The 18,685-nt window shown below is 65.3% G+C and carries 22 protein-coding genes and 1 other RNA gene; 13 read left to right on the forward strand and 10 right to left on the reverse strand.

All coding sequences use genetic code 11. The features are described from left to right. Positions 1 to 5 precede the first annotated feature (5 nt). Complete coding sequence (locus tag F813_RS0112075; protein ID WP_012983230.1) at positions 6 to 269, reverse strand: DUF4212 domain-containing protein; 264 nt, start codon at positions 267 to 269, stop codon at positions 6 to 8. Between the two features lie 55 nt (positions 270 to 324). After that, entirely contained in the window at positions 325 to 2,202 is a 1,878-nt protein-coding gene (locus F813_RS0112080; protein WP_012983229.1) for a DUF294 nucleotidyltransferase-like domain-containing protein, read from the reverse strand. Positions 2,203 to 2,393: 191 nt separating this feature from the next. On the opposite strand from F813_RS0112080, the gene F813_RS0112085 reads away from it, so the two are divergent. Then, a complete protein-coding gene (locus F813_RS0112085; protein ID WP_012983228.1) occupies positions 2,394 to 3,146 on the forward strand; it encodes a Crp/Fnr family transcriptional regulator in 753 nt (250 codons plus the stop codon). A gap of 48 nt (positions 3,147 to 3,194) precedes the next feature. Here F813_RS0112085 and F813_RS14190 read toward each other — a convergent pair whose 3' ends face one another. Next, a complete protein-coding gene (locus F813_RS14190; protein ID WP_012983227.1) occupies positions 3,195 to 3,359 on the reverse strand; it encodes a DUF1328 domain-containing protein in 165 nt (54 codons plus the stop codon). 205 nt (positions 3,360 to 3,564) lie between these two features. Here F813_RS14190 and F813_RS0112095 point away from each other — a divergent pair, with 205 nt between their 5' ends. The 3 genes from F813_RS0112095 (at position 3,565) to F813_RS0112105 (ending at position 5,283) form a co-directional block, all read left to right on the forward strand. Then, the gene (locus F813_RS0112095; protein WP_012983226.1) at positions 3,565 to 3,780 is read left to right on the forward strand and encodes a CsbD family protein; all 216 of its coding nucleotides are present in this window, start codon (positions 3,565 to 3,567) and stop codon (positions 3,778 to 3,780) included. A gap of 25 nt (positions 3,781 to 3,805) precedes the next feature. Then, a complete protein-coding gene (locus F813_RS0112100; RefSeq protein ID WP_017926771.1) occupies positions 3,806 to 4,069 on the forward strand; it encodes a hypothetical protein in 264 nt (87 codons plus the stop codon). 581 nt (positions 4,070 to 4,650) lie between these two features. Next, positions 4,651 to 5,283: a porin family protein gene (locus F813_RS0112105; protein WP_012983224.1), complete on the forward strand. Its 633-nt coding sequence runs from the start codon at positions 4,651 to 4,653 to the stop codon at positions 5,281 to 5,283. 466 nt (positions 5,284 to 5,749) lie between these two features. On the opposite strand, the gene gorA is transcribed toward F813_RS0112105, so the two are convergent. Together gorA and F813_RS0112115 are read right to left on the reverse strand one after the other, a co-directional pair. Continuing rightward, positions 5,750 to 7,144, reverse strand: coding sequence for a glutathione-disulfide reductase (gene gorA, locus F813_RS0112110; protein ID WP_017926772.1), 1,395 nt, complete (start codon positions 7,142 to 7,144; stop codon positions 5,750 to 5,752). 178 nt (positions 7,145 to 7,322) lie between these two features. Then, positions 7,323 to 8,072: a glutathione peroxidase gene (locus F813_RS0112115; protein WP_017926773.1), complete on the reverse strand. Its 750-nt coding sequence runs from the start codon at positions 8,070 to 8,072 to the stop codon at positions 7,323 to 7,325. A 240-nt stretch (positions 8,073 to 8,312) separates the two neighbouring features. Between F813_RS0112115 and ffs the strand changes: the two genes are divergently transcribed. The 6 genes from ffs (at position 8,313) to F813_RS0112140 (ending at position 12,571) form a co-directional block, all read left to right on the forward strand. After that, an RNA gene (gene ffs / locus F813_RS14205) (signal recognition particle sRNA small type) lies at positions 8,313 to 8,409 on the forward strand. Positions 8,410 to 8,495: 86 nt separating this feature from the next. Next, a complete protein-coding gene (gene dnaX, locus F813_RS0112120; RefSeq protein WP_017926774.1) occupies positions 8,496 to 10,259 on the forward strand; it encodes a DNA polymerase III subunit gamma/tau in 1,764 nt (587 codons plus the stop codon). A 35-nt stretch (positions 10,260 to 10,294) separates the two neighbouring features. Next, positions 10,295 to 10,621, forward strand: a complete 327-nt coding sequence (locus F813_RS0112125) for a YbaB/EbfC family nucleoid-associated protein (RefSeq protein WP_012983220.1) — start codon at positions 10,295 to 10,297, stop codon at positions 10,619 to 10,621. A 15-nt stretch (positions 10,622 to 10,636) separates the two neighbouring features. Continuing rightward, positions 10,637 to 11,227, forward strand: a complete 591-nt coding sequence (gene recR, locus F813_RS0112130) for a recombination mediator RecR (protein WP_012983219.1) — start codon at positions 10,637 to 10,639, stop codon at positions 11,225 to 11,227. Positions 11,228 to 11,303: 76 nt separating this feature from the next. Then, positions 11,304 to 11,648: a histidine triad nucleotide-binding protein gene (locus F813_RS0112135; protein ID WP_012983218.1), complete on the forward strand. Its 345-nt coding sequence runs from the start codon at positions 11,304 to 11,306 to the stop codon at positions 11,646 to 11,648. Positions 11,649 to 11,752: 104 nt separating this feature from the next. Continuing rightward, a complete protein-coding gene (locus F813_RS0112140; protein WP_017926775.1) occupies positions 11,753 to 12,571 on the forward strand; it encodes a hypothetical protein in 819 nt (272 codons plus the stop codon). A 19-nt stretch (positions 12,572 to 12,590) separates the two neighbouring features. Here F813_RS0112140 and rsgA read toward each other — a convergent pair whose 3' ends face one another. The 3 genes from rsgA to F813_RS0112155 all read right to left on the reverse strand — a co-directional run bounded on the left by rsgA (position 12,591) and on the right by F813_RS0112155 (position 14,157). Beyond that, on the reverse strand, positions 12,591 to 13,436 hold the full coding sequence (gene rsgA, locus F813_RS0112145) for a ribosome small subunit-dependent GTPase A (RefSeq protein WP_017926776.1): 846 nt from the start codon (positions 13,434 to 13,436) through the stop codon (positions 12,591 to 12,593). 81 nt (positions 13,437 to 13,517) lie between these two features. Then, entirely contained in the window at positions 13,518 to 13,853 is a 336-nt protein-coding gene (locus F813_RS0112150; protein ID WP_012983215.1) for a 4a-hydroxytetrahydrobiopterin dehydratase, read from the reverse strand. Further along, on the reverse strand, positions 13,846 to 14,157 hold the full coding sequence (locus F813_RS0112155) for a cytochrome c (protein WP_012983214.1): 312 nt from the start codon (positions 14,155 to 14,157) through the stop codon (positions 13,846 to 13,848). The genes F813_RS0112150 and F813_RS0112155 overlap by 8 nt, the downstream gene beginning before the upstream one ends. A 91-nt stretch (positions 14,158 to 14,248) precedes the next feature. Here F813_RS0112155 and orn point away from each other — a divergent pair, with 91 nt between their 5' ends. Beyond that, complete coding sequence (gene orn / locus F813_RS0112160; protein ID WP_017926777.1) at positions 14,249 to 14,815, forward strand: oligoribonuclease; 567 nt, start codon at positions 14,249 to 14,251, stop codon at positions 14,813 to 14,815. A gap of 918 nt (positions 14,816 to 15,733) precedes the next feature. On the opposite strand, the gene asd is transcribed toward orn, so the two are convergent. After that, positions 15,734 to 16,588: an archaetidylserine decarboxylase gene (gene asd / locus F813_RS0112165; protein WP_017926778.1), complete on the reverse strand. Its 855-nt coding sequence runs from the start codon at positions 16,586 to 16,588 to the stop codon at positions 15,734 to 15,736. Positions 16,589 to 16,666: 78 nt separating this feature from the next. Here asd and prmB point away from each other — a divergent pair, with 78 nt between their 5' ends. Both prmB and dapB read left to right on the forward strand, forming a co-directional pair. Then, positions 16,667 to 17,554: a 50S ribosomal protein L3 N(5)-glutamine methyltransferase gene (gene prmB, locus F813_RS0112170; protein ID WP_017926779.1), complete on the forward strand. Its 888-nt coding sequence runs from the start codon at positions 16,667 to 16,669 to the stop codon at positions 17,552 to 17,554. Positions 17,555 to 17,596: 42 nt separating this feature from the next. Then, positions 17,597 to 18,391 carry a 4-hydroxy-tetrahydrodipicolinate reductase gene (dapB, locus tag F813_RS0112175; RefSeq protein WP_017926780.1) on the forward strand — a complete coding sequence of 265 codons (795 nt, stop codon included), beginning with the start codon at positions 17,597 to 17,599 and terminating at the stop codon, positions 18,389 to 18,391. 12 nt (positions 18,392 to 18,403) lie between these two features. Here the strand turns inward: dapB and F813_RS0112180 are convergent, their stop codons facing one another. Then, entirely contained in the window at positions 18,404 to 18,667 is a 264-nt protein-coding gene (locus F813_RS0112180) for a hypothetical protein (protein ID WP_017926781.1), read from the reverse strand. Between the last annotated feature and the right edge of the window lie 18 nt (positions 18,668 to 18,685).

The raw sequence follows: 18,685 nt of genomic DNA on the forward strand, positions 1-18,685 counted from the left end.
CAGGCTTACTCCTCGTGGACGTTGTACTTGCGATCCAGGACGTTCATGCGCCAGGCATAAACGAAGATCAGGATGATGAAGGTGTAGATCGCGCCCTGCTGAGCGAACCAGAAGCCCAGTGGATACCCGCCGATCGAGAACGCGTTCAGCGGTGCGGCCAGAATGATCCCCAGCCCGAAGGACACGAGAAACCAGATGGCAAGGCAGATCGCCAACAGGCGCAGATGCGCGCGCCAGTAGGCCTGCCGGCTCAGGTCTTCTTGTGACATGACGTAGCTCCTCTCATGAGTTTTATTGTTTGCCGTGACTCGTCGACGCGATTCGTCACAGCTGGTACTGCACCTCAAGCTGGCCTTGCAGCTTGCGAGCCTGCCGGAAGGACTCCTTGAGGATGCGTCCCTCAAGGGTGCCCAGTTCCTCCGGCCGGATTCGGTTGTCGTCGTCGCGCCCTTCACGCAGCGCCTTTTGTTGCGCGCGCAGCCGCAGCATCTGCAGATAGCGCAGGGCGGCGTGATAGTCGCGCGCGTCGGATTCGCGCATCACCTCCGCGGTAACGGCCTGGTCGAGACGCTCGTGGGTGCGGGTGGCCGGCAGCTCGGCGGCCAGGGCGATCACGCGCGCCGCATCCACGAACGGGGTCAGCCCCTGTTTCTTGATGTCGATGCCGTGCGCGCCACTCCTGATCTCGCCGAACAGCCCCAGCGGCGGGCGGAAGGCCTGCTGGTTGGCCGCCATCTGGCGGCGGAAGCGGCTGTTGTAGGCGGTCTTTTGCAGCAGTTGGGTGCGCAGCGCCTCCACCGGGCCGTGGTCGCCATCCACCGCACGCAGGTCGAAGAAAATGGTGCTTTTGAGTAGATGCTCGGGGGTGCCCTGCTCGATCCAGCGGGTAAAGCGCCGATCCCACTCCGGGCCGCTCAGGCAGCATTCCGGGTTGCCCGCCATGATGTTGCCGGGGCACAGCATGAAGCCGCATTCGGCCAGCGCCTCGTTCACGGCTTTTGCGTAGGGCAGCAGACGCTCGCGGATCGCATCCGCATCGCCGGCCTCGGCGTCGAACAGGATGCCGTTGTCCTGGTCGGTGACCAGGGCCTGTTCCTCGCGCGCCTGGGAGCCGAAGGCCAGCCAGGTGAAGTCGATCCCTTCGATTGCTTCGTACTGCGGGCGCAGCAGGGCCAGCACGCGGCGGGTGGCGTGTTCGTTCAGGCGCGTGATCAGACGCAACACCTGATCCGCCTCGGCCCCCTGGCCGACCACAGCCTCGATCAGGCGCGGGACCTGGCGCAACCGTTCGGCAATGGCCGCCACGCTGTCGGCGCGGCGGATCTCGCGCACCAGGCCGTCCAGGGTCAGGGGCTGGCTGGTCAGCAGGTCGCGTTCGCCGAGCACGCCGACCAGGCGGCCCTCGCGCACCACGCACAGGTGTGTCATCCCGTGTTCGGTCATCGCCTCGATGCCCTCGAAGCCCGGCGCACTCTCCTCCAGTGCGACCGGGCCGGGCGTCATCACGGCGTCCAGCGGGGTGTCGAGGCCGACATCCTTCAGGGCGACCCGTGCCAGCAGGTCCCGCAGGGTGAAGATGCCCACCGGACGCTGTTCGGCGTCCACCGCGACCACGGAGCCCACGCGCTCGTCGCGCATGGTGGTCAGCACCTCGCGCAGGTGTGTGTCCGGGCGGCAGGTCACCGGGCTGCGGGCGATGCGCAGTGCGAGCGGGGTGTTGAGCTGCCCGGCTGCGCCGCCGTCACGGCTGGACAGGGTGTCCAGGCCCTGTTGCAGGCGGTCCAGCAGATTGGCCAGCCGTCGCGTGCAGAAGTCATTGAAGACGCGGGAGCGGCTACGCAGCCGGTCGAAATCCTCCAGGTCCAGCTCCAGGCATACCGTATCTTCGGCGGCTCGGTGTACCGTATGGACGGCGCGGCGACCGAGCAGGGCGCCAATCGGGAAACACTCGCCGGGAATCAGTTCCCAGGCCTTTCCCGAGAGTTGCTCGTCTTCGCTGGGGGTCTCGCCACGAATGCGGCCTTGGCGGATGATGTGAAAGCGGCGTGCCGGGCCGGCATCGGGATCGGTGATACGGGCCCCGCGCGCGTAGAAGCGGTTCTCCAGACGCGGCAGCAGGAATTCCAGCGCGTCGGGTTCGAGCTGATCGAACGGGGCGTGGGCGCTGAGGAACTCGCGGGTGCTGTCGAGCGCATCGGTCATGGCGGTGGCGCATTCCCCTGGGTGAACGGGTTCACAGAATGGCCTTTGGGGTTGCAAAAAGTACGCCATGAAAGGACGGTATTGGGAATCAGTCGTTTGGACGTACGACTTTCTTGTGATTGTTACGTGAGGTAACACGGGTGTTTCGTTGCGTGACATGATCGCTTTGTGCGAAGACAAAGGAGCCCGCGATGCCCATATCGCAAGGTTGCATCCTCGAGCAGATTGACCAGTTTGCAGACCTCGTGCCCGAGGAGAAGGCGCTGTTGTTGCAGCTGGAGAAGGACCCGAAGCGTTACGCCGCCGAGACCTGCCTGTGTGCAGCTGGCGAGGAGGCCGAGCGTTTCTACACGCTACGCTCGGGCTGGGCCTGTGCGGTACGTGACCTGGCCGATGGGCGGCGTCAGGTGCTGGATATCTTTTTGCCGGGGCAAATCCTGGGCTTGCGCGAGATGGGGTTCAACGAGGCTCGCTCGGACTTCGTCGCGCTGACCGACATCGAGGCCTGCCCGTTTCCCCGCGGCCAGCTGACCGAGGTGTTCGAGCAGGCGCCGCGTCTGGCTTCGCTGTTCTTTCTGATCCTGGCGCGCGAACAGTCGATGCTGGTGGAGCGCATCATCAACATCGGCCGCCGGCCCGCGGCCGAGCGCCTTGCGCATTTTCTGCTCGAGATGAAAGTGCGCCTGCAGCGTCCGTCCGAGGAGGTCCGGCTCCCGATGAATCAGAGCGTGCTCGGGGATGCGCTGGGCATGTCCGCGGTGCATGTGAGCCGGTCGTTCAGCCAGTTGCGCAAGCGGGACCTCATTAGCACAGAAGACGGAGCCATCCGAATCAAGGATCTGGACGGACTGGTACGTTTCTCCGGATTCAACCAGGCCTATCTGGACTGTGAAGCCAACTGGGTCAAAAGCGCGGACCTCGTTTGCGCGGAGGAAGCCTCGTAACGCAATCGCCCGGCGCAAGGCCGGGCGATTGCAGTGCCACACAGACGCTTATAGCGGGGGGCGTCGTCCCGTGATGAAGAAGATGACCGCCAGGATCAGGCCCACCACGAAAAGAATCCATGCAATGTTGGTCGCTGCGCCCGCGATCCCGCTCAGGCCCAGCACGCCGGCTACGATTCCGACGATCAAGAACATCAGTGCCCATCCCAGCATCGTCCACTCCTTTATTGGTTGTAGTCGCGCCTGAAGTGTAGGGCATGGTCCGCGTTTTTGCGCGGTCCAGCGTCCGCAGGGTGTCTCGGTTCTCATTTTTCCCGTTTCCGGGGAGCTTTTTGCTCCAGGTTAATGCCATCGTTATCCGGCGTGTTCAGGCTTTGGCGCCCGCGTTATGGAGACGCATTCAATAAAGGAACAACGTATGAACAAAGATCAAATGCTGGGACGCAGTGAACGCTTCAAGGCGCGGCTGAAACAGGAGTGGGGCCGCCTGACTGATGACGAGGTGGTTGAAGCCGAGGGCAATATGGACGAGCTGGCCGCCCGGATTCGCGAAAAATACGGTGATAGCCAGGAAAAGATTGCCGCGAAGATCAACCAATTGATGGACGAGGTGCGTAATGAAGAAGATTCCTGAGACGCCTGGCGTTCGTTGGGTGGCGATGGCCCTGGCCGCGGCCGGCCTGTTGTTTTTGTCGGCCTGTTCCGATTCGGATACGGCGGATGATGCCGGTGACGCGTTCGAAGAAACGGTAGAAGACGCTGTGGATGCCGTTGAAGAATCGGGTGATGAGGCGCGCGGCTGGATCGAAGATCAGCGCGAAGACGAAGACGAAGTCCAGCGCGAGGAAGAAGAAAACGAGGAGCAATACGAACAAGACTCCTATGACGAGCATCGGGACGGAAACCCTATTCGTTTCGATTAATCAGTAGCCGTTTGAACCAGAAGGCTGGGGCGCGGGTGGCTACGAGCGGGTGGTCATCCGCGCCCCAGCCTTTTTGTTTTTATGGATCGTTTGAGATTGATCCCTGGCTTCCTCCTTAAGGAGACGCTGATTGAATCGCACGTCCGCGTTGGTGCCCCCTGTTTTCCGAGACCAGGCGCGTCGCGCAGCAGGTAGTGGTTCTACCTGCAAGCGGCGCAACGCAGGATCGGGGAACAGGGGGCACCAACCCCACCAGCCATTGAAAGCAGGGGCTCGGCCGCTTTTGCGTGGGAACGGCGTTGCGGCTCCCTTGTGCAGAATGACTGCACGACAGTCACCGCGCATTAAACGCACGCAAAAGCGACTCGAGCGCGGACGTGCGATTCAATCAGCGTCTCCTTAACCTGAGTCAAAGTGGGTGTGCGCTCGGTCAATGATTGATGGCCGGGTCATGCAGGCATCCTTAGTAAGTATGAATCGGTTCAATCATTGCGTCTTCCATGTGGCCTGGATTGAATCAAGAATCCTCTTCGTTGTTTTGCCGTCCTCAAGCACCATTAGCAAATGATAAGGAGAGGAAAATGAAACGTTATCTGGCTGCCGGGGTTGCAGTATCGGCGCTCGTCCTGTTGGGTTCCCAGAGTGCGCTGGCACAGCAGGATCGCGATCGCACGACCCAGGAGCGTGACCGCACCACGGGTGTGTATATGGGTCTGGGGACGGGCTTCAGCTCGCTGAAGAATGACAGCGACGAGGTCGCGGATTTCATCGGATCCGGGACGTCGGACTACAGCATCGACGACGATGACAACGTCTGGCGCGGCTTTGTCGGTTACAACTTCAATCGCTATCTCGCAGTCGAGGGCTTCTATACCGATCTGGGCGAGGTGACTTTGCGCGGGGACGAGGATGGCGCGCACTCGAGCGTCCGCTCGACGGCCTACGGTGCCAGTGTGCTCGGCAAGTTGCCGATCGGCCCCTATGTGGAGGCCTTCGCGAAGGTCGGTGCGGCCAAGTGGGATGCGGACGTACGCGGTAACCTGGGAGACGAGGGCCGTACGCTGCGCAGTCAGGACGGTTTCGATCCGGTCTATGGTGTCGGGATGCAGGTCAATCTGAACGCGTTCATGATCCGCGCGGAATACGAGCGCTATGACTTCGACAGCGACTACAAGATGGACGCCTTCACCGCGTCGCTGGGCTGGCGCTTCTAGGGAGACGCTGATTGAATCGCGCGTCCGCGCTCGAGTCGCTTTTGCGTGCGTTTAATGCGCGGTGGCTGCCGTGCAGTCATTCTGCACAAAGGAGCCGCAACGCTGTGCGCGCCCGTTCTTGATAACAACGGGCGGCCGAGCCCCTGATTTCGATGGCTTGTGGGGTTGGTGCCCCCTGTTCCCCGATCCTGCGTTGCACCCCGAATCCATCAAGAACGGGCGGGTAGAACCACTACCCGCTGCCAGAGGCGCCTTGTCTCGGAAAACAGGGGGCACCAACGCGGACGTGCGATTCGATCAGCGTCTCCCTCGACAAGTGCAGGCCGCCACAAATGCCTGACGGGTATCGGCGATCGAGCAGGTTCGCTCTGCCGCATTCGTTTCGCCATCACCTTGGGCAACACAGGCACGCCGCCCCGGCGCTTTGCACAGGGGCGGCGTTTTGCCGTTTGCGATCAGTCTTCGATCATGCGGCCTTGGCCAGGCCCTCCTGGCGGCCCGGGCGGGCCTCCTTGAGGGTCACCAGTTCCTCGGCGCTGGTCGGGTGCAGCGGGATGGTCAGGTCCAGGTCACGCTTGGTGGCGCCCATGCGCACGGCTACGGCGAAGCCTTGCAGCATTTCGTCGACGTGGGGGCCGATCATGTGGATCCCGACGACCTTTTCGTCCTCTTCGGCGCAGACCAGCTTCATCGCGACTGGCGGCACTTCGCCCGTGGCGAAGGCGCGGTCCAGACCGCCGAACTGGGTCTCGTAGACGCGCACCGATTCGCCGAAGCGCTCCACGGCTTGCGGCTCGGTCAGCCCGACCATGCCGGCGGTCGGGTGGGTAAAGGTGACCGTCGGGATCTGGTCATAGTCCACGGGGACGGGGTTCGTCTCCGGGGCATACCAGTGGTCTGCCATTCGGCGACCGGCCGCGATCGCAACCGGCGTCAGCGGACCCTTGCCAATGATGTCGCCCAGGGCATAGATGCCGTCGACGTTGGTCGCTTGCCACGCGTCCACCGGGACGGTGCCGTCACGGGCGATCTCGACGCCGGCGTCTTCCAGCCCCATGTCAGCGGTGGCGGGTTTGCGGCCAACGGCCCATAGCACTTTCTCGTACGGGCCCAGTTCCTTGCCGCCTTCAAGCTGGACGGTCACCGCACCGGGCTTGCCGCCCAGGCCGGCCACCTTCACGCTCAGATGGCGGCCAATGCCCTGGTGCTCCATGTGCTGGTCCAGTGCCTGCGAGACCATCGGGTCGAACATTTCCAGCACGCGGTCTTCCATCGCGACCACGTCGGTCTTGACGCCCAGGGAGCGCAGCATGCCGGCCATCTCAAGGCCGATGTAGCCGGCGCCGATCACGGCGATGGACTCCGGCAGCTCGGTCCACTCGAAGAAGTCGTCGGAGGTCGCGCCCAGTTCGGCACCCTCCAGCGGCGGCACGATCGGGGCACCGCCCATCGCCAACACGATGCGCTCGGCGGTGTACTCGGTGCCGCTGTCGCTGACCACCTGGTTCTTGCCGGTCAGGCGGGCGCGTTCCGGAATGTGGGTCACGCCCAGCTTCTCCAGGTGCCCGGCCCAGAACTGGTTCAGGTCTTTCAGCATGGCCTGGCGCTGGTTCGCCAGATCGGCGTAGCGGATGCCCTTGATCTCGACATCGACGCCGAACTCGTGCGCCTGACGGGCCTGCGCGACATGCTCGGCGGCATACCAGGTGAGCTTTTTCGGCACGCAGCCTTCGTTCACGCAGGTACCACCGAGCGGTTTCGGGTCGAACACGGCGACGCGGGCGCCGTGCGGCGCGGCGCGCTCGGCCACTGCCAGGCCGCCGCTGCCGCCACCGATCACGATGATGTCGTAGTGTTCCATTTCGCTTCCTTGAGGGGTTCGGTGAAAGTTTCGCATACGACCGTACTGTTTACGGTCTTCAGGGTCTGCCATCCGCATCCGGACGTCCGGGCAGGTTGGTGTCCGGATGCGGATGGCCACCCATGGTTCGAGTGGCCACCCGGGGCGGGCATGAGGCCGCCCCGGGTACGCCGACGGCTTACGCCGCCTTCTTCTCGCGGGAGATCCACTCCTGCAGGTCCTCCGAGCCGCCGATGCGGTGGCCGCCGACGAATACCTGCGGGACCGTCATCGCACCGGTGGCGGCGCGCAGGCTGCGCAGGCTGGCGTCGCGGCCCAGCACGATCTCCTCGTACTCGAGGCCGGCATTCTCCAGCATCTCCTTGGCGCTGGCGCAGTACGGGCAGCCCGGCTTGGTGAAGACGACGACGTCTTCAGGGCATGCGGCCTCCGGCGCGACATGCGCAAGCATGGTGTCGGCGTCGGATACCACGAAGGGGTCGCCCGGCTCGTCCGGCTCGATGAACTGCTTCTCGATCACGCCGTCGCGTACCAGCATGGAGTAGCGCCAGGAGCGCCAACCGAAGCCGAGGTCACTCTTGTCGACCAGCATGCCCATCTGTTCGGTGAACTCGCCATTGCCGTCGGCGATGAAGGTCACGCGGTCAGCCTGCTGGTCGGCCTGCCAGGCCTCCATCACGAAGCCGTCATTAACCGAGATGCAGACGATCTCGTCGATGCCGTGCTTCTTGAACACCGGCGCCAGCTCGTTGTAACGCGGCACGTGGGCCGAGGAGCAGGTCGGGGTGAACGCGCCCGGCAGGGCAAATACGACTACGTTGCGGCCCTTGAACAGGTCTTCCGAACGCACATCGTTCCAGTCGTTGTCCTTGCGGCAGCGGAAGGTCACTTCCGGTACGCGTTGGCCTTCGCGATTTTCGAGTTCCATTTAGTGTTCTCCTGTTAATTGGCGTTTGCTTGTCAGGGATGAAGATTTCTATTCGGCCGGGGTAGTTCCCGACTACGGGACCCAAGGTAAGGGCAGGCCGGCGATTGATCCAGTTTTATATTCCTATTGTGTTATTAGCTTCTAGCTATTGTGTATGCTTGACGTCACCCGGCCAAACCCGGAAGCTTGCCACCCCGATTCGAGTTCGCCTCGATTCGAGGACCGCGTTATGGTGGTCCGTATCAGTCCCCTCGCGACAACAGGCTGTGAATCCCGCCAGGCCCGGAAGGGAGCAACGGTAGCAGCTGCGTTGGGCGCCGGGGTGTGGCGGGTGCGGGCCACCACCCTTTTCCCTGCGGCCCCGATTCCTGCGGTGATGGCCCCGCACGCGGGCCCGCGGAAGACTGCACTGACGGGGGAGGCATGAGTCACCAGGTTCTGGCCCGCAAGTGGCGTCCCGGTCGTTTCGAGGACCTGGTCGGGCAACCGCATGTGGTGCGGGCCCTGGCCAATGCCCTGAGCGGGGATCGTCTGCATCATGCCTACCTGTTCGCCGGGACGCGCGGCGTGGGCAAGACCACGATCGCCCGCATCCTCGCGCGCTGCCTGAACTGCGAGACGGGCGTGACCCCGACCCCCTGCGGTGAATGCCGTTCCTGCGTCGAGATTGCCGAGGGCCGGCATCTCGATCTGATCGAGGTCGATGCCGCGTCCCGCACCCGCGTGGACGACACCCGGGAGCTGCTGGACAACGTCTCCTACGCCCCGACGGCGGGCCGCTTCAAGGTGTACCTGATCGACGAGGTGCACATGCTCTCCGAGAAGAGCTTCAACGCCCTGTTGAAGACGCTGGAAGAGCCGCCGGATCACGTCAAGTTCCTGCTCGCCACGACCGATCCGCAGAAACTGCCGGTCACCGTGCTGTCACGCTGCCTGCAGTTCAACCTCAAGCCGATGCCGCCGGCGCTGATCGCCGAGCACCTGACACGCATCCTCGAGGCCGAAGGCCTGCAGGCCGAGCCGGGCGCGCTGCTGCGTCTGGGCGAGGCGGCCGAGGGGTCCATGCGCGACGCGCTGAGCCTGACTGATCAGGCCATCGCCTATGGCGGCGACCGCCTGACCGAGTCCGATGCCTGCGACATGCTGGGCCTGCTGCCGCGTACCCGCTTGACCGGGCTGCTGGATGCGGCCTTTGCCGGTGATGGCCCGGGCCTGATGCAGGGTCTGCAGGAGCTCAAGGGCCTGGGGCCCGACTGGTCGCGCCTGCTGGACGAGCTGGCGGCCCTCGTGCATCGCGTGGCCGTGGAGCAGTTGGTGCGTGGTGAGGGCGGTGCCGAGGACGACGATGCCGCCGAGCGCTGGGCGCGCGAGACCGCAGCCCGGATGGACGCGGAGACCCTGCAACTGACCTACCAGATCCTGATTCACGGGGCCCGCGACCTGCCCTGGGCGCCGGATGCGCAGATGGGGGTGGAAATGACCCTGCTGCGTTTGCTGGCGTTTCGGCCGGAAGGTCCCGGCGAGGGTGCCGTGTCCGTTGAGCGCCAGGGCGGGACCCCGGCCACCGCACCGCGAACCGGCCCGAGTGCGGATCCGGCCACGGCCCGGCCCGACGCCACGATGCGGTCGGCTCCGCCCCCCATCCCGGAGCCGCCGCGCGAGCGGGCTCAGGAGCGGGTGCGCGAGCCGGACCCCGGTTCGGATATCGGACCGAACGAGCCTGCACCGCGCCCCCGGGATGCCGAGCCTGTCAGGTCCCCGGAGCCGGACTCCGGGCCCTTTGACTGGCATCGCTTCGCTGAAGGTCTGCCAACCGGCACGGTGCGAGAACTCGCACTACATGGCGAATTGCAGCAACTGGATGACGAAAGCGTCGTGATCGCCGTAGCCCCGGGTACGCTCTATACCGATCGAACCCGCACGCGCCTGAAAGAGGCCCTCGAAACACGCCTCGGGCACTCGGTGCGGCTGGAGATTGTCGACCAGACACAACCCTCGCAGGCCACGCCCGCTGCGCGGCTTGCGGCAGACGCAGCGGAACGTCAGGCTAGCGCCGAAACGGCGATGCGTGAGGACCCGGTGGTGCAGGCCCTGGGCGAGGCCTTCGGGGCCGAACTGGGCACGGTACGCATTCGCGAGGACCGCGCGGGTGACGAGCCGTCCGCGTCGCAATCGATTGAACGATAACCCTCGCGCACGGCGTGGGGCAGGAGAGCGAAATCATGATGAAAGGTGGCATGGGTGGCCTGATGAAGCAGGCCCAGAAGATGCAGGAAGACATGCAGAAGATGCAGGCCGAGCTGGCCGAGATGGAGATCGAGGGCCAGGCGGGTGGCGGTCTTGTGAGTGTGCTCATGACCGGCAAATACGCGGTGCGTCGGGTCAAGATCGACCCCAGCCTGCTGGAGGACGACCGCGACATGATCGAGGACCTGGTGGCCGCGGCGATCAATGACGCCGTGCAGAAGGTCGAGTCCACCACCCAGGAGCGTATGGGCAGTCTGACCCAGGGCATGGGCCTGCCGGCCGGGATGAAGCTGCCGTTCTGATCCCGACCGCACCGAATGGACGCTGAACTCGACGAGCTGGTGCAGGCGCTACGCTGCCTGCCGGGCGTCGGTGCCAAATCCGCGCGGCGCATGGCGCTGCACCTGCTGGAGCGCGACCGCGACGGTGCGCGCCGGCTGGCGCGCGCGGTCGACCAGGCGGTCGAGCGCGTCGGCCACTGCCAGGTGTGCCGCACGCTGACCACGGCCGAGGTCTGTTCCCGCTGCGCGGATCCAGAGCGCGACCCGGGCGTGATCTGCGTGGTCGAGAGCCCGGGCGATGTGATGGCCATCGAATCGGCGACCGACTTTACCGGCCGCTTCCATGTCCTGCTGGGGCGGCTGTCGCCACTGGACGGTATCGGCCCCGAAGAGCTGGGGCTGGATCGGCTGGAGGCGCGTCTGCAGGAGGACAGCGTGCGCGAGCTGATCCTGGCGACCAACACCTCGGTCGAGGGCGAGGTCACTGCACACTACCTGGCCGAGATGGCCGCGCGTCACGGTATTCGTGCCACGCGGATCGCGCAGGGGATCCCCACCGGCGGCGAGCTCGAGTACATTGACGCGGGCACCCTCGCGCACGCCCTGTCCGGACGCCGCGAGTACTGAGCGCGCCCGTGCCTGTGGCGCGTTGAATCCATTACCGTTCCCTGATATAAATCCGCTCCGTTCATGGGAGACGACGATGGCTGACTGCATCTTTTGCAAGATCGTCGCGGGGGAGATCCCGGCGAAGGTCGTGTTCGAGGACGACCAGGTCCTGGCCTTCGAAGACCTGAATCCCCAGGCCCCGACGCATGTGCTGGTGATCCCGAAACAGCACATCGCCACCCTGAACGAACTCACCGCCGAGACCGCCCCGGTCATCGGGCACATGGCGCATGTGGCGGCACAGATTGCACGCGATCGCGGATTTGCGGAAAACGGTTATCGAACCGTGATGAACTGCAACCAAGACGGCGGACAAACGGTCTACCATGTACACATGCACGTACTGGGCGGTCGCGCGCTGAGCTGGCCCCCGGGCTGATCGAGACAACACAACACGGACGATACGGCGTGACGCGACGGAATCATCACGGTGAAGCCAGGCAAGCAGCGCGGGACAACAGCCCGCGGCTGGCGCCTGCTCGCGTGCCAATCGCGCTGGCACTGGCCGTCTTGTTCGGAGTGGCCACCACCAGTGTGGCGCATGCCGATGATCGCTACTCCCTGACGTATACCCCCACCAGCACCGAGTCGACGCTTGGCGGGTCGGATCGCGCCGATGAAGAAGCCGCGTACGAGTCCGAGAGCGGGACCGTGGTGGATCCGGTCGGCATGGAACCGATCGGTGGTGCGGCCCGCTCCGGGCCGAACGTCCTGCCGATGACCGATCCGGAACCCGCCTCGGCAAGTCGCGACTGGCGCTATCAGCTGACGCTGCGCACCGAGACCACCGGCGGCCTGCCGGGTGAAGAGGCCGGCATGGGCGTCCTCTCCAGCCGTCTGTTCGAGGTGGAAGGGGCCTACCACCAGCAGCTGGGCGCCGGTTTTGGCTACGGCCTGAACCTGGGAGTCGGTATGGAGAGTCGTCCGGGTTGGTCGGACCTGGGCCCGGAGACGGAATCGACCGCCTATTTCACCGACCTCAGCTTTGGTCCCACCTTTGCGTCCGGCCGCTTTGACAGTCAGTTCCGTGTCGGCGTGCGCCAGTCACTGACGAGTGGAGACGATGCCCTCGGCTTCGGCTACGGGGGCCGTCATCGCGAGCTGGGCCGCAGTGCGGGTTACCTCAGCCTCGACAGCCGCCTGCGCCTGCAGAACCAGTCCGAGTTGTCGCTGAGCCTGTACTACGACGACTACTCGCTGAACACCTCGAGCGACTGGATGTCCGACCGCCTCGACTTCGAGAGCACCCGCGGCGACGCGTCTTCCTCGGTGGTCGGCGTGGAGATGGGGCTGACGTTCTAGCGATGCGCTGTTCTCGAATCTAGCGTTTCTCCAGCGTCCCCAGCAGTGCAGTCCAGGCCTCGAGCCGTGCCGCGGGCAGGGTGCCTTGATCAACGCCCTCCCTTACCGCGCAGCCGGGTTCGGTCTGGTGCCGACAGTTGCGGAATCGGCAACCCTCGCCAAGCGCTTCGATATCCGGAAACCCGCGTACCAGCGCATCGATGGATTCCAGTTCCGGCGTAAAGTCGCGCACACCCGGCGAGTCGATCCAGGCGCCACCCCCTGTCAATGAGTACCACTGTGCCGTGACCGTTGTGTGGCGGCCCTCGCCGGACGCCGCGAGATCCCCCGTCTCCGGAAGCTTGATATCACCGCTGCCATGACGCTCCAGCAGGGCGGCGATCAGCGACGATTTGCCCACCCCGGACTGTCCGATCAGGATGTTGGTATGCCCCCGGGCCGCCTCGGCCAGGGCGTCCAGCCCGTAGCCGCTGCGCGCGCTGACATGCAGAGGGTCGAGGTCCAGGTGGGCGTACGGCGCCAGCCAGTCCGAGGGCGCAGCAGGTCCCGCGTCCTGCTTGTTCACCAGGATCCGTGGCCGTGCGGGAAGGTTGTACACCGCGACCAGGAAACGGTCGATCAGGTAGCGCGCCGGCATCGGGGAGGGCGCGATCACGATCCAGACGGTGTCGATGTTGGCCGCGATGACCTTGCGCCGGCCAAAGCCGTCCTGGCGCACCAGGGTGTTGTCCCGGGGCAGGCGCCGCTGAATCTGCTCGCCGGCCGCGTCCATCTCCACGCGATCGCCACAGGCGAGATCCTTCTGGCGTCGGTGCAGTCGGATTCGGCGCGGCTCCGCGTCCTCCGGCGCCGCGATGTCGGCCATCTGATTGTGGCGGGCGTGAACCCGGCCGGTCCGGCTCAAGAGCCTGAACCGGCCGGTGCCGGGGTCGTGCTGGTCAGCGGGCTAGTCGAACAACGCATCGATACGGGCGGCGCAGATCAAGTCATTTTCCGTCAGACCGCCCACCGCGTGGGTCGAGAATTGCACCGAGCAACGGTTGTAGCCCACCGCCATGTCCGGGTGATGGTCTTCCACATGGGCGATCCAGGCGACCGCGTTCACGAATGCCATCGTCTCGTGAAAGTTCTTGAACTTGAAGCTTCGCTGGATGCTGCGACCGGCCTCGTCGATGCCCCAGTGGCTGTCCAGCTGGCCGAGGCCGCGCTCGGCGTCCTCGCGTGACATCGGCTCGGTGAACCCTTCGCAGGCCTGGCAGTGCTTGGTCTTCAGATCACTCATCGAACTGGTAGTACTCCGCGTTGAGGTAAGCCACCACGGCCTCGATCTCGTCGTCGAACCAGTTGGTACCCAGTTGTGCGTTGCAGTTGTTCACCTGCCGGACCAGGTGGTCATAGTCGCCGACGATCCGGTTGTCACGCGTGTACAGGTCGGTACCGTCGCCACCGACCATGTCGGCGTGGCAGCTGATGCAGTTGTCCTGATGCAGGTTCTTGCCCTTCTGAATGTCATCGGCCTGGGCCGTACCCAGGGAAAACCCGAGGCCCAGGGTCAGGGCGGCAAGGCTTGAGGTGATCAGTCGCATGATTCCCTCCTTACAAGGGGAATGAGTCCGTTGGAACCGCGTGGCCCCTGGCCATGATGATAGACTTCCTGCGCATATGAAAGGAGCGGGCATGGCAGCGAGCGCCGAAAACCTGATCTGGATCGATCTCGAGATGACCGGCCTGGATCCCCAGAACGACCGTATCATCGAGGTGGCGACCATCGTCACCGACAAGGAGCTGAACATCCTGGCGGAGGGCCCGGTGCTGGCGATCTATCAGCCGGCCGAAGTGCTGGAGGCGATGGACGAGTGGAACCGGCGTACGCACGGTGCGTCGGGTCTGATCGAGCGCATCCGCCATAGCAGTACCGACGCGGCCGCCGCCGAGCGTGAGACCATCGCCTTTCTATCCGATTATGTGCCCAAGGGGGCGTCGCCGATGTGCGGGAACTCCATCTGCCAGGATCGGCGTTTCATGGCGCGCCTGATGCCGGAGCTGGAGGCCTATTTCCATTACCGTAACCTGGACGTCTCCACGCTCAAGGAGCTGGCCCGACGCTGGGCGCCCGATGTGATTGCGAAGCTTCAGAAAAACGCCTCGCACCAGGCGCTGCAGGACATCCGCGACTCCATCGACGAACTCCGCGTCTACCGCGAACACTTCATCCAGCTCCCCCCCGCCGCCGCCCACGACTGACCGCGCCTCGGCTCGCCCTGCGCTCTAGGTTAGGGTCCGATTCGGCATCCGGTGTTTACGTGCTTTCGGTCCGCTGCCTGCCAAGCGCTGTCTCGCCAGCGCGCCGCGCCCGTTTTTGATCAACAACTGGCTTTCTTGCTTGCCCAAGAAAGTACCCGTCGAGGCGCACCCGGATTCCGCCCGGGGACCTTGCTCCAGGGCCCTCGGGCCGGCGGCGCTGAAACTCGCTGCGCTACGCTCCGCTCAGACAGTCAGCGCCCCCGTTTCTATTTTGAATCGTCCGTCCCGAGGACCCTTCCGCAAGGGGCTTCATACGGGGGGATAAGGTCAAGACAACGGCGGTTCTGACGTTCGTGCCACTGGATGGAGGCAAGGTGTCCCGACATCCTGGGCACACTCGGCCTGCGGCCATGGCGTGCCGCGCCCGCCAGCGGGCGCCGGAGCCCACCGTAGGATGCGGGTGAGCGTAGCGAATCGCATCAGGGTTGCCCCGACGCTGGGATGGTGCGTTTCGCTGCGCTCAACGCACCCTACGGCGTACGGGATAGCCAGAAGTGCTGGAATGCCACCGGTTTTGACCTACCCTCCCGATATGAGCCCCTTGTGGAGGGCGTGACAGGCCGGCCGATTCAAAATAGAAACGGGGCGCTGACTGTCTGAGCGAAGCGAGTTTCAGCGCCGCCGGCCTGGCGCGTCCGGAGCAAGGTTCCTGGGCGAATCCCGGGCGTGTTTCTTGGGTACTTCTTTGCACGAGCAAAGAAGTACCTCGCGGCGCGCTCGCGAGTGAGCGCAGGCAGGCGGCAGGCCGCAGCCACCGTAAACTCTAGATGCCGAGCCAGGCCCAACTTCAACGGCACTGCCAACCGACCGCAGGCGGCTGCACTAAGACCGGCGCCAAAAGCGGCCGGCCGGCGGAGGCTAGTAGAAGCGGCCGAGGGCGCCGCGGACCTGCACCTCGGCCTCCGGCATCAGGTGCGCCCCCAGTTCCAGCGGATGGTCCGGCAGCAGCAGGATCACCGAAGAGCCGAGATTGAAGCGCCCCATCTCGGCCCCGCGCTCGAGCGTAATCTCGCGATCCGGATATTCGCTGCAGCTGTAGGGCTGCCCAGCCGGTGGCGTCACCTCGCCCGCCCAGACCGTCTCGATGGAGCCGACATTCTGCGCCCCGATCAAGGCGACGGCCATCGGCCCGAAGTGGGTGTCGAAACAGGCCACCACGCGTTCGTTGCGGGCATACAGGCGCGGTACATGGCGCACGATGCGCGGCGCGACGGAGAAGAGCCGACCGGGTACATGCAGCATGTGGGTCAGCGTACCGGTCAGTGGCATGTGCAGGCGGTGGTAGTGACGCGGCGACAGGTAGAGCGTCACGAAGTAGCCGTGCCGAAACGGTTCGGCCAGGTCCTCCTCCCCGCCCAGAAGTTCCCGCACCGTGTAGTGGTGGCCCTTGGCCTGAAAGATCTGGCCGGCCTCGATGCGGCCGGCCGCGCTGACTCGGGAGTCCGCGGGGCTGACGACCGTGTTGTCGTCACCCGCCAGAGGGCGGGCATCTTCGCGCAGTGCGCGCGTGAACAGGGCATTGAAACTGGGATAGGCCGCGATGTCGGGCTCCGCCGCCTCGTCCATGTTCAGCTCGTACTGACGCACGAACCAGCGCAGCAGCGGCTGCACACGCGGGCTCTCGATGCGTGCCAGGCGGTGCACGACCCGCGACAGCGCGTGTTGCGGCAGCAGGTAGGAAGCTCGGGCCAGCCAGGGGTCAATGGCACTCATCGGAATACTCGGTTCGGACGCACGGGACGAAAGCGAGCCGGTATGATGACGGCCCCCACGCCAATGGGAAAGGCCCAAATGGAATCGACCACAGGACTGCGCACGCTGCGCGACTTCATCCGCTTTGGCGCGAGCCAGTTTCGCGCGGCCGGGCTGAGCTTCGGCCACGGGACGGACAACGCCTTCGACGAGGCCGCCTGGCTGGTGCTGCATACGCTGCATCTGCCGCTGGATCTGCCCGAGAGCTGGTGGTCGTCGAACCTGAGCGAGGCCGAACGCACGCGGGTGATTGCGGTGCTGCGCACGCGCATCGAGACGCGCAAGCCGGCGGCCTATCTGACCGGCGAGGCCTGGTTTGCGGGGCTGCCGTTCTTTGTCGACGAGCACGTGCTGGTGCCGCGCTCGCCCCTGGCGGAGCTGATCGCGGTCGGGTTCGAGCCCTGGATCGAGGCCGATTCGGTCGAGCGGGTGCTGGACCTGTGTACGGGCGGCGGCTGCATCGGGATTGCGACGGCGCTGGCCTTGCCGCAGGCACAGGTCGATCTGAGCGATGTCTCCGAACCGGCGCTGGCCGTCGCGGTGCGCAACATCGAGCGCCATGATGTTGGTGACCGCGTGCAGGTTCGACACTCCGATGTCCTGGATGCGCTGGGGCCGGAGGATCGCTACGACCTGATCGTGAGCAATCCGCCCTATGTCGATGCCCGCGACATGGCCGAGCTGCCACAAGAGTACCGCCACGAGCCCGAGCTGGGCCTGGCCGCGGGCGAGGATGGGCTCGACATCGTGCGTCGCATTCTGGCCGATGCGCGCCGCCATTTGACCGAGGACGGCGCGCTGATCGTCGAGGTCGGCAACAGCCAGCCCGCGGTCGAGGAGGCCTTCCCCGACCTGCCGCTGATCTGGCTGGAGTTCGAATCCGGCGGCCACGGGGTCTTCCTCGCGTATGCCCGGGATCTTCCGTAGTCTTCGCGGGCTGGGAATGAACAGAACGAAAGGAACACGGCAATGATTCGAGTGGCAGTGGCAGGCGCCGCCGGGCGCATGGGGCAGAACCTGGTGCAGGCCGTCGAGGATCACCCCGAAGGCACGCTGGGGGCGGCGAGCGAGCGGCCGGGCAGCGAGCGCCTCGGTACGCCGGTGGGATCGGTGGCCCCGGTCCAGCTGGTCGAGGACCTGGCGAGCGTGGCCGATGACTTCGACGTGCTGATCGACTTCACCAGCCCCGCGGCGACCATGCAGCACCTGGAGCTGTGCCGTGCGCACGGCAAGGCGCTGGTGATCGGTACCACGGGCCTGGATGCCGCGCAGGAGCAGCGGCTGCGTGAAGCGGCCGGGGCGATGCGAATTGTCTATGCGCCGAACATGAGTGTCGGCGTGAACCTGACCTTCAAGCTGGTGGAACTGGCCGCCCGTGCACTGGGCGACAGCGTGGACGTCGAGATCCTCGAGGCCCACCACCGGCACAAGGTGGACGCCCCCTCGGGTACGGCCCTGAAGCTCGGCCGGGTAGTGGCCGAGGTCCTGGGACGCGACCTGGAGCACGACGCCGTCTATGGGCGCGAGGGCCAGACCGGGGCGCGCGATCGGCGCACCATCGGCTTCGCGACCGTACGCGCCGGCGACATCGTGGGCGAGCACACCGCGCTGTTCGCCGGCGAGGGGGAACGCATCGAGATCACCCACAAGGCCTCCAGCCGCGGGATCTTCGCCGCGGGTGCGGTGCGTGCGGCGGTGTGGCTGGCCGGCGCCGATCACGGCCTGTACGACATGCAGGACGTGCTGGGGCTGCGCGAACTCTAGGATCCTGCTGCTTCAGCTGCGCGGCTTGAAGCCGGGCGGGTGGCGCGCGATCCAGGCGGCGAAGTCCTGCACGACCGGCTCGGCGAGCAAGGCCTCCGCGGTGTTCAGGCGCTCGGCCAGGGTCTGCTCGTCAAAGTGCTTGTGGATGTGGTCGTGGCAGGGGCGGCAGACCCGGAGGATCCGCTGTTCGCGATCGCTGCGACTGAACAGGCGCCGGATGCGCTTGCGCCGGTGCTGCTTGCGCGGGATCAGGTGATGCCGCGTCAGGTCATTCATCGTTCGGCCGCACAGTTC

It is taken from the genome of Thioalkalivibrio sp. HL-Eb18, assembly GCF_000364985.1.
GTDB lineage: Bacteria > Pseudomonadota > Gammaproteobacteria > Ectothiorhodospirales > Ectothiorhodospiraceae > Thioalkalivibrio.